A 9,877-nucleotide genomic window follows, 5' to 3' on the forward strand; every position below is an offset into this window, starting at 1 on the left:
CACTCCCGCTCTCTCCTCGCTCACACCGCGCACCGCGGCCCGGCCGGCACCCTCACCTCACTCAGCCGTCCCGCCCGCACTCTTTCCGCCGACCTGCGCCCGTAGCTGCTCCGGTGTCAGATACGCGTGGACGAACTCGAAGTCCTTCAGCTTGGCGGGGGTGCGGGACTGGAATCCCGTACGCACGAAATCGTCCCCGGCGACCGCGTTGAGCAGCCAGTTCGTCATGACGCGGGTCTTGGCGACATTGGTGCGCAGCGCCGACCAGTGATATCCGCGGGCCACGGCCATCGCGGGCAGCCCCTTCAGCTCCACGCCGAGAGGCTTGGAGACGGCGTCGGTGCCGCCGAGGTCGACGACCAGACCCAGATCCTTGTGCCGGTACGGCCGCAGCGGCTGGTCGCGCAGCGCCGCGATGACGTTGTCCGCGACGACCTTGCCCTGGCGCATCGCGTGCTGGGCGGTGGGCGGGCAGACGGCGCCTTCCTCGTCCTTGGCCACATCGGGCACGGCGGCGGCGTCGCCGAGCGCGAACACACCGTCGTGCCCGGGCAGGTTCATCTCGGCGGTGACCGCGAGCCGGCCGCGGACCGTCTCCGCGCCCAGCGTGGCGATCAGCGGGCTGGCGACGACACCGGCGGTCCAGATCAGCGTGCGGGTGGGGATCACCCGGCCGTCGGTGAAGGTGACCTCCTCGGGGCCCGCCTTCGCGATGGACACCCCCAGGGAGATCTCGACGCCGCGCTTGCGCAGGATCTCCTGGGCGTCGGTGCCGAGTTTCTCGCCGAGTTCGGGCATCAGTCGCGGCGCGATGTCGATCAGATGCCACTTGATCAGTTTCGGATCCAGCCGCGGATAGCGCTTGACCGCGTTGTGGGTCAGCATCTGGAGGCACGCGGCGGTCTCGGTGCCCGCGTACCCGCCGCCGACCACCACGAACTGGAGCCGCGCCGCCCGCTCGTCCGCGTCCTGGCTGGCGTCGGCGAGGTCCAGTTGCGAGATGACGTGGTCGCGCAGGTAGGCGGCCTCGGCGAGTGTCTTCATGCCGTAGGCGTTGTCGGTCAGCCCCGGGATGTCGAAGGTCCGGGTGATGCTGCCGGGGGCCAGCACGATGTAGTCGTACGGCTCGTTGAGGATCTTGTCGGTGATCGTGCGGATGACGCAGACCTTCGACGCGAGGTCCACGCCGATCGCGCCGCCCGGGATGATCCGGGTGCGGTACCTGCGGCTGCGGCGCAGGGACACGGCGATCGACTGGGGAGTGAGGACGCCGGAGGCGACCTGGGGCAGAAGCGGCAGGTAGAGCTGGTAGGAGGACGGCGTCACCAAAGTGATCTCGGCTTCGTCCGGGGAGAGTTTGCGTTCCAGCCGGCGAACGCATCCGACTCCGGCGAAGCCTGCGCCAACCACCAGGATCCTGGGTCGTGTCACGGTGATCATCCCTTCTGCGGCTCCAGGCGGTCTGCCTCGACGTCGTTCGCCTGCCCCTGGATCGCGGCTTCGCACGCCTCGATCCCACCGCGCCACCGGTCGTTCCGCCAGCCGGGTGCGGCAGGCAGATGAACCCGTCGAGAGCCACCTTGCCCCAACCGGCCCGGGGGCACACCGGTTCGGAAGTGAAAGACGTGTCCGCACGATCTCTTGACGAGTCATTGGTCTGAACCTAACTTCCGTAATGCTCATCCATATGAGGGACCGCAGTTCACACTCATGAACTAGTGAGGTGCGATCCCCCCCACATCCGACAGGAGGCAGGATGCGCCCAAGCCTGCGCACCCTCACCGTCACCACGGCGCTGTGCGCCACCTCGCTGCTCGCCGCACCGGACGCGCTCGCCGAAGTCGAGCCCGGGGGCTGGCAGTCGGTGTCACCCGGCTTCACCGAGCAGGAGCGGGGCTGCGGCCAGATCGACGGCCTGACGTTCCGCCTCACCTGCTCCACCGCCAGCGGCGACCAACGGGCTGAACGACGCTATGCCACCTACACCGGCGGAACGCGCCAGTTCGAGGGCTACTTCCGCATCACCGGCCTCAGTGGCACCCGGATCAGCCTCAAACAGACCTTCCACGAGTCAGGCTCCGGCCCGTACTTCATGCTCGCGGTCGAGCGCGGCGGCAGGCTGTACGCGGTGCACGGCGGCACCACGCTCTCGAACGCCGGGACCGTCGGCGCGACCGTCCGCGTCAACACCGTCCACCAGGTCGGCGCCGAGCACCGCACCTACATCAACGGCTCGCTCAAGCACACCTACGCGAGCCCCGGCGGCAGCTTCTACGACAAGTTCGGCGCCTACCGCACCAACAGCGGCAACGGGACGGCCACCGTGGAGTGGAGCAACATCCGCTTCTGGCGCAAGTAGCGGCCGCCGTATGCGAGGAAAGGCGCGTATCGCGGCGTCGGCAGCGCTGATCCTGGCGCTGCCGGCCTGCTCGGCGGACCCGGAACAGCCGCTGCGAGGGGCCCTCACCACACCCACCGACATCGACCTGACCTGGCGAGACGAGCGGCCCGGGATCGCGGGCCACGTCCTGGAGTTCGCGACCGACGAGGACGGTCCGTACACGGTCCTTCAGTACCTCGCGCCCCAGGTCACCGCCTACCGCCACCCCGACCTGATGCCGCACACCACCTTCCACTACCGGCTGACGTCCTACCGGGGCCCCTCCGTCCGGCCGCATCTGACCGAGCGGCCGGACGGCATCCGCCTCACCTGGACCGACGACTCCTCCGCCGAGGACGGATACCTCCTGGAGATCCGCAAGAAGGACGGCGAGCGCTACGATCCCGTCGCCGTCCTCGCCCCCGACACCGAGGCCACCGACTTCGCCCCGCTGCCCGACGAAGAGCACGCCGCCTACCGCGTCCGTGCCTTCGTCCTCGGGGAACGGTCGAACATCGTGCGGCTGACGACGGGCGAGTAGGCGCGCTCAGCCGAAGACGTTGTCCGTGTCGTCCCAGTGCGCGAACTCGTCCGTGAGCTGCTCCCGAGGTGCGCGCGAGCGGGCCTGGTACATCGCGTCGATCTGGAGCGCGTAGTGCCTCACGATCGCGTCCCGCCGCAGCTTCATCGACGGCGTGAGCAGACCGCTGGCCACGTCGAACGGCTCCGCCAGCACCCGGAACACCCGGATCGACTCCGGGCGGGACACCGCGCTGTTGGCGGCGGCCACCGCCCGGGCGACCTCCTCCCGCAGCGCGTTCTCCTCGCGCGCCTCCCGGATCCGCGCGTCGCTGCGCACGGCGAGGGAGTCGCGCCAGTACGCCAGGAAGTCCGGGTCCAGGGTGATCAGCGCCCCCACACAGGGCCGGTTGTCGCCCACGACCACCGCCTGGTGGACCAGCGGATGCATCCTCAGCCGCTGCTCCAGGAGCGCAGGCGAGACGCTCTTGCCGCTGCTCGTGACGACGACGTCCTTCTTGCGCCCCGTGATCGTCAGATAGCCGTCGGAGTCCAGCCGCCCCAGATCGCCGGTGGCCAGCCAGCCGCCGCGCAGCGCGGCCAGCGTCGAGGCGTCGTCGTTGACATAGCCCTGGAACACCGAAGGCCCGCGCACCAGGATCTCCCCGTCGTCGGCCACCCGGATGTCCATGCCCGGCAGTGCCTGCCCCACCGTCCCCGACATCTCCCGGCCCAGCGGCTGTGCCGTGACGCCGCCGCTGGTCTCCGTGAGCCCGTACCCGTCGTTCACATAGATGCCGACGCCCTCGTAGAAGAGCGAGAGCTCGCGGTTCAGGGAGGAGCCGCCGGACGTCCCCAGCATCACCCTGCCGCCCAGCGCGGTGCGGAACTTGCGGTACACCGTCCGCTCGTACAGGGCGTGTTGCAGCCGCAGATCGAAACCGGGTCCGGGACCGCCGCCCAGCCGCTGCCGTTCCAGGGCCGCCGCGAAGTCCCGCGCGGTGTCGGCGGCGCGCTCGAACAGGGCACCCCGGCCCGCCTGCTGGGCGACGCGCAGGGCGTTCTTGTAGATCTTCTCGAAGATCGACGGCACCGCGCAGAAGTAGGTGGGCCTGAAGCTGCGCAGGGAAGCCGACAGTGCCTCCTCGCGCAGGTCCGGTTCGTGCCCCATCATCATGCCGCCGCGGATGCACAGGGTCTGGAGCAGCAGGCCGTACACATGGGAGAAGGGCAGGAAGGCGAGGACGGACGCCTGCCCTCCCGGTGGCACCACCCTGTGGCCCCAGCCCGCGAGCAGAGTGTCGCAGGGGCTGGCCAGATTCCGGTGACTGAGCGCGCAGCCCAGGGGCCGCCCCGTCGTGCCGGACGTGTAGGCGACGACCGAGGTGGAGTCCGGCAGCACGATGCGGCGCAGCGACTCGACCGTGGTGAGCGGGACGAACTCGCCGCGCTCCACGAGCTGCCCGAGCCCGCCCGCGTCGAGCTGCCAGACGTGGCGCAGCTTCGGCAGCGATCCGCACACGGAGCCGACCGTCATGACGGCCTGCTCGTCCTCGACCACCACGCCCACGCACTCGGCGTCCCGCAGGATCCACTCGACCTGGTCGCGTGACGACGTCGGATAGATCGGGACCACCTCGGCGCCCACCGTCCACAGCGCGTAGCTGAGCACCGTCCACTCGTACCGGGTGCGCGCCATGATGGCCACGCGGTGGCCGGGCGAGATGCCGGACGCGATCAGCCCCTTGGCCAGATCGGCCACTTCGTCGCGCAGTTCCGCGGCGGTCACCTCCTCCCATACGGTGGAGGAGGGGTCGGCACGGCGCGCGAGCATCGGCAACGTCGGGTTGACGACCGCCGTCTCGAAGAGACTGTCGGCGAGACCGCCGATCAGGGGCGTGACGCGAGGGGGAGCGAGGCCGAGGTCGCGCATGTGCACTGCTCCAGATGTGTACCGGGTGTGACGTCACCGATGAGTTCCGTTATCGGCGCTGCCCGAATCTAGCCCAGCCGGGACCGGATGGTGTCGGGAACGGAGAACTCCGGCGTCACATCCGTTCAGGCAGCAGCCACACCGTCGCCAGCGGAGGCAGCGTCAGGCGGATGTGCCCGTCCTCCGCTTTGACGGGACCGGGGTTGGTGACGTCGCTTCCGCCGTACCGCGCGGCGTCCGTGTTGAGGACCTCGTGCCAGGCGACCACCGAATCCGGGACGCCGAGGCGGTAGTCGTGGCGGACCACGGGGGAGAAGTTGCTGACGGCCAGCAGTGGAGTGCCGTCGGCGCCGAACCGCAGGAAGGCGAAGACGTTGTCGTCGCCGGCGTCCCCGAGCACCCACCGGAACCCGCCCGGGTCGGTGTCCCGCTCCCACAGGGCCGGGGTCGCCCGGTAGCGGGCGTTCAGATCCGCGACCAGATCCCGCACGCCCTCATGGTCCCCGGCCGACGCGTACCCGGGATCGAGCAGCCACCACTCCGGACCATGTGCTTCCGACCACTCGGCGCCCTGTGCGAACTCCTGCCCCATGAAGAGCAGTTGCTTGCCCGGGTGCGCCCACATGAAGCCCAGATATGCTCGATGGTTGGCGCGGCGCTGCCACCAGTCGCCCGGCATCTTGGAGACCAGGGCCTGCTTGCCGTGCACGACCTCGTCGTGGGAGATGGGCAGCACGTAGTTCTCGCTGTAGGCGTACACCATCGAGAAGGTCATCTCGTTGTGGTGGTACTTACGGTGCACCGGCTCCTTGGAGATGTACTGGAGCGAGTCGTGCATCCAGCCCATGTTCCACTTCAGCCCGAAGCCGAGCCCGCCGCTGTCGGTCGGCCGGGTCACCCCGTCCCAGGCGGTCGACTCCTCCGCGATGGTGACGACCCCGGGGTTGCGCCGGTACACCGTCGCGTTCATCTCCTGGAGGAACGTCATCGCGGCCAGGTCCTCGCGCCCCCCGAACTCGTTCGGCGCCCACTGCCCGGATTCCCGCGAGTAGTCGAGATAGAGCATGGAGGCGACGGCGTCCACCCGGAGCCCGTCGATGTGGAACTCCTCGCACCAGTACGTGGCGTTGGCGACGAGGAAGTTGCGCACCTCGGTGCGCCCGTAGTCGAACTCGTACGTCCCCCAGTCCGGATGCTCGGCCCGCCGCGAGTCCCCGGGCTCGTACAGCGGCTCCCCGTCGAACCGGCTCAGCGCCCAGTCGTCCTTCGGGAAGTGGGCCGGCACCCAGTCCATGATGACGCCGATGCCTGCCTGGTGCAGGGCGTCGACCAGGTACTTGAAGTCGTCGGGAGTGCCCATGCGGGCCGTGGGCGCGTAGAAGCCGGTGACCTGGTAGCCCCAGGAACCGGCGAACGGATGCTGCGCGACCGGCATGAACTCGACGTGCGTGAAGCCGAGGTAGTTCACGTAGGCGGGGAGCTGCTCGGCGAGTTCGCGGTACGTCAGGCCCGGCCGCCAGGACGGCAGATGGACCTCGTACACCGAGAGGGGGGCCTGGTGCACCGGTACGTCACCCCGGTGCGCCATCCACTGCTCGTCGCCCCACTCGTAGTGCGAGGCGTGCACGATCGACGCCGTGTCCGGCGGGACCTCCGCCCGGCGTGCCATCGGATCCGCCTTGAGGAAGCGGTGGCCGTGCCGGGAGGTGATCTCGAACTTGTACCGGGTGCCCTCGCCGATGCCGGGCAGGAACAGCTCCCACACCCCGGACGCCCCGAGCGACCGCATCGGGAACGCCGTCCCGTCCCAGCAGGTGAAGTCCCCGGCGACCCGCACACCCTGCGCGTTCGGCGCCCACACCGTGAAGCGGGTGCCGGCCACGCCCTGATGGGTCATCGGCTCGGCGCCGAGCGCCTTCCACAGCTCCTCGTGCCGGCCCTCGCGGATGAGGTGCAGGTCGAATTCGCCGAGGGCGGGCAGGAAGCGGTACGGATCATGGACCTCACGCTCGTCCGACCCGTCCTCGGCGTACGACACCAGCAGCGTGTACGCGGGGATCGCGTCCAGTGCCAGTACGGCGGAGAACAGACCACCGCCCTCCGAGACCAGCGCGGTGCGTTCGCCGTCGACCACGACGCTCACCGCACGCGCGAACGGGCGCAGCGCCCGCACCGCGATCCCGCCCGGGACCGGATGTGCCCCGAGGAGCGCGTGCGGATCGTGGTGCGCGCCCGACAGCAGGCGTTCACGCTCGGCCGGATCGAGGGCGGGCGCGGTGGCGAGCCGGCCGGGTCCGGCCGACTCGGGCCGCGAGGTCTCGTGCAGGGCCATGGGGTCAGGCTCCTCTCACGGCGAGGCGTTCGATCGCCGCCATAGGTACGGGCAACCAGTCGGGTCGGTGCCGGGCCTCGTACAGCACCTCGTACACGGCGCGGTCGGTCTCGTAGGCACGGAGCAGCCCGTGCTTGGTGCGCGGGTCCCAGCCGGCGCGGGCGGCATAGCCCGCGCAGAAGGCCTCCCGGCAGCGGCGCGCCCACTCCGGCCGCCACGGCCGGCGCTGGCGCGCGGCGTAGTCGAAGGAGCGCAGCATGCCGGCGATGTCCCGCACCGGGGAGTGCACGCCACGCCGCTCGGCCAGCGGGCGGGACGGTTCGCCCTCGAAGTCGATGACGAACCACTCCCGGCCGGCCCACAGCACCTGACCGAGGTGCAGGTCACCGTGGATGCGCTGGGCGGGCGGCCCGGGATCGCAGGCGGCGAGGGTGCCGAAGGCGGTGCGCAGCCCCGGGACATAGGGCTGGAGCGCGGGGACGAAGTGCGCGGCGAGCTCCAGGCGTTCGGTCATCGCCGCCGCGGTTCGGCCGTTCTCGGCGTGCGCCCGGGAGGGGAACGCCGACGCCAGCGCCAGGTGCACCTCCGCCGTCGCCTGCCCGAGCTGACGTGCCTCGGCGGTGAAGTCGTCACCGGAGGCCAGCGCACCGAGCGCCAGTGTCCAGCCGTCGGAGGCGTCACGCAGGAACGGCTGAAGCACGCCGAGCGTCGCCTCCCAGGGGTGTGTCGTGCGGAACCAGGCCACGGGAGCCGGTACCCGGCCGCAGCCCTGCTGGGCCAGCGCGCCGGACAGCTCCAGGTCGGGATTGACGCCGGGCTGGATGCGCCGGAACAGCTTCAGGATGTACGAGTCGCCGTACACCAGGGAGGAGTTGGACTGCTCGGCGTCCAGCAGCCGCGGCACGAGCCCGGCCGGCAACGACACGGACGGGTCCCCCTCGAAGCGCAGCGGCCCGGCCGTACCGGGGTGCCGCAGCCGGTCCAGGAGGAGCTGGGCCGAGCGGGGGTCCTGGAGCGCGTCGAAGACCGTCAGACCGGCGAGCGGACCTTCCTCCGCTCGACCGATGAGCGCCTTCCCGAGGCGCGGCGACAGATGCTGCCGAACGCCGAGCAGCAACTGGTAGCAGTCGCCGGCCGGGGGAGCGCCGCCGGGCGAGGGCACCGCCGAGTGACCGGCGTGCACCAGCAGATGCAGACAGCCCGGGAACAGCTCCGTCATGGACAGCAGTGCGAGGTCGGTGACGGGCCGGTCCTTGCCCGCGAACCAGCGCTGGCGTGGCAGCCACTCGCGCAGCAGCCCGGCCAGCGAGGCCATGGGGCTTGCGTCGACCGTACGGGTGGGTCGGGGAGATGCGGTCTTCTGCATGGTGACGCGTCCTTTCCTCGGCACACGCTCGAAGCTCACGCTCAAAGTCGTCTGCCGATGCGGGATGCGACTCGGGTGAGCCGGAACCAGTAGAAGCCGTGGCCCCCGAGGGTCAGCAGATACGGCAGTTCGCCGATGGCCGGGAATCGCACCCCGCCGAACAGCTCGACCGGGTGGCGTCCGCTGAACTCGCGCAGGTCGAGCTCGGTGGGCTGTGCGAAGCGCGCGAAGTTATGCACGCACAGCACCAGGTCGTCCTCGTATTCGCGCAGGAAGGCGAGGACCGCCGGGTTCGACGACTGGAGTTCGGTGTAGGTGCCGAGGCCGAACGCCGGGTTCTGCTTGCGGATCTCGATCATCCGGCGGGTCCAGTGGAGGAGCGAGGACGGCGAGGCCATGGACGCCTCGACGTTCGTCACCTGGTAGCCGTAGACCGGGTCCATGATCGTCGGCAGGCAGAGCCGCCCGGGATCGCAGGTGGAGAAGCCGGCGTTGCGGTCCGGGGTCCACTGCATGGGGGTGCGCACGGCGTCGCGGTCGCCGAGCCAGATGTTGTCGCCCATGCCGATCTCGTCGCCGTAATAGAGGATCGGACTGCCCGGCAGGGAGAGCAGCAGCGCGGTGAACAGTTCGATCGAGTGCCGGTCGTTGTCCAGCAGGGGCGCGAGGCGACGCCGGATTCCGATGTTGGCGCGCATGCGGGGGTCCTTGGCGTATTCCGCCCACATGTAGTCGCGTTCCTCGTCGGTGACCATTTCGAGGGTCAGCTCGTCGTGGTTGCGCAGGAAGATGCCCCACTGGCAGCCGGAGGGAATGGCCGGCGTCTTGGCGAGGATTTCCGAAACCGGGTACCTCGACTCCCGCCGTACCGCCATGAAGATGCGCGGCATGACCGGGAAGTGGAAGGCCATGTGGCATTCGTCCCCACCACGGGAGTAGTCGCCGAAGTAGTCGACGACGTCCTCCGGCCACTGGTTCGCCTCCGCCAGCAGCACCGTGTCCGGATACATCGCGTCGATCTCGCGGCGGACCCGCTTGAGGAACGTATGCGTGGCCGGAAGGTTCTCGCAGTTCGTGTCCTCTTCCGCGTACAGGTAGGGCACGGCATCGAGCCGGAACCCGTCGATTCCGAGGTCCAGCCAGAAGCGGAGGGCGGCCAGGATCTCCTCCTGCACGGCCGGGTTCTCGTAGTTGAGGTCCGGCTGGTGGGAGAAGAAGCGGTGGAAGAAGTACTGGCCACGGACGGGGTCGTAGGTCCAGTTGGAGGCTTCGGTGTCGACGAAGATGATGCGGGCGTCGGCGTACTGCTTGTCGTCGTCGGCCCACATGTAGTAGTCGCCGTAGGGG

The 9,877-nt window shown here is 69.8% G+C and carries 7 protein-coding genes; 2 read left to right on the forward strand and 5 right to left on the reverse strand.

The annotated features are described in order from the left end of the window. Positions 1-57: 57 nt before the first annotated feature. Complete coding sequence (locus ACZ69Q_RS32845) at positions 58-1,440, reverse strand: NAD(P)/FAD-dependent oxidoreductase (RefSeq protein WP_471048910.1); 1,383 nt, start codon at positions 1,438-1,440, stop codon at positions 58-60. Between the two features lie 316 nt (positions 1,441-1,756). Here ACZ69Q_RS32845 and ACZ69Q_RS32850 point away from each other — a divergent pair, with 316 nt between their 5' ends. Then, positions 1,757-2,359 (forward strand): hypothetical protein, encoded by a 603-nt coding sequence (locus tag ACZ69Q_RS32850; RefSeq protein ID WP_471048913.1) that lies wholly within the window; start codon positions 1,757-1,759, stop codon positions 2,357-2,359. Positions 2,360-2,369: 10 nt separating this feature from the next. Next, positions 2,370-2,921, forward strand: coding sequence for a hypothetical protein (locus ACZ69Q_RS32855; RefSeq protein WP_471048916.1), 552 nt, complete (start codon positions 2,370-2,372; stop codon positions 2,919-2,921). A gap of 6 nt (positions 2,922-2,927) precedes the next feature. Here the strand turns inward: ACZ69Q_RS32855 and ACZ69Q_RS32860 are convergent, their stop codons facing one another. From ACZ69Q_RS32860 to treS, 4 genes are all read right to left on the reverse strand, one after another. Continuing rightward, complete coding sequence (locus ACZ69Q_RS32860; protein ID WP_471048918.1) at positions 2,928-4,832, reverse strand: AMP-dependent synthetase/ligase; 1,905 nt, start codon at positions 4,830-4,832, stop codon at positions 2,928-2,930. A gap of 115 nt (positions 4,833-4,947) precedes the next feature. After that, entirely contained in the window at positions 4,948-7,164 is a 2,217-nt protein-coding gene (glgB, locus tag ACZ69Q_RS32865; protein WP_471048921.1) for a 1,4-alpha-glucan branching enzyme, read from the reverse strand. A gap of 4 nt (positions 7,165-7,168) precedes the next feature. Beyond that, a complete protein-coding gene (locus tag ACZ69Q_RS32870; RefSeq protein ID WP_471048924.1) occupies positions 7,169-8,530 on the reverse strand; it encodes a maltokinase N-terminal cap-like domain-containing protein in 1,362 nt (453 codons plus the stop codon). 41 nt (positions 8,531-8,571) lie between these two features. Continuing rightward, positions 8,572-9,877: maltose alpha-D-glucosyltransferase (gene treS / locus ACZ69Q_RS32875; protein ID WP_471048927.1), on the reverse strand; the 1,306-nt coding region annotated here is incomplete at its 5' end.

It is taken from the genome of Streptomyces sp. NPDC036764 (assembly GCF_055609385.1).

Bases quoted from the DNA above. Each gene is read 5' to 3' on its own strand.
- ACZ69Q_RS32850 (WP_471048913.1), top strand. From the start codon at position 1,757: ATGCGCCCAAGCCTGCGCACCCTCACCGTCACCACGGCGCTGTGCGCC.
- ACZ69Q_RS32860 (WP_471048918.1), bottom strand. From the start codon at position 4,832: ATGCGCGACCTCGGCCTCGCTCCCCCTCGCGTCACGCCCCTGATCGGC.
- ACZ69Q_RS32870 (WP_471048924.1), bottom strand. From the start codon at position 8,530: ATGCAGAAGACCGCATCTCCCCGACCCACCCGTACGGTCGACGCAAGC.
- ACZ69Q_RS32855 (WP_471048916.1), top strand. From the start codon at position 2,370: ATGCGAGGAAAGGCGCGTATCGCGGCGTCGGCAGCGCTGATCCTGGCG.
- ACZ69Q_RS32845 (WP_471048910.1), bottom strand. From the start codon at position 1,440: ATGATCACCGTGACACGACCCAGGATCCTGGTGGTTGGCGCAGGCTTC.
- glgB (WP_471048921.1), bottom strand. From the start codon at position 7,164: ATGGCCCTGCACGAGACCTCGCGGCCCGAGTCGGCCGGACCCGGCCGG.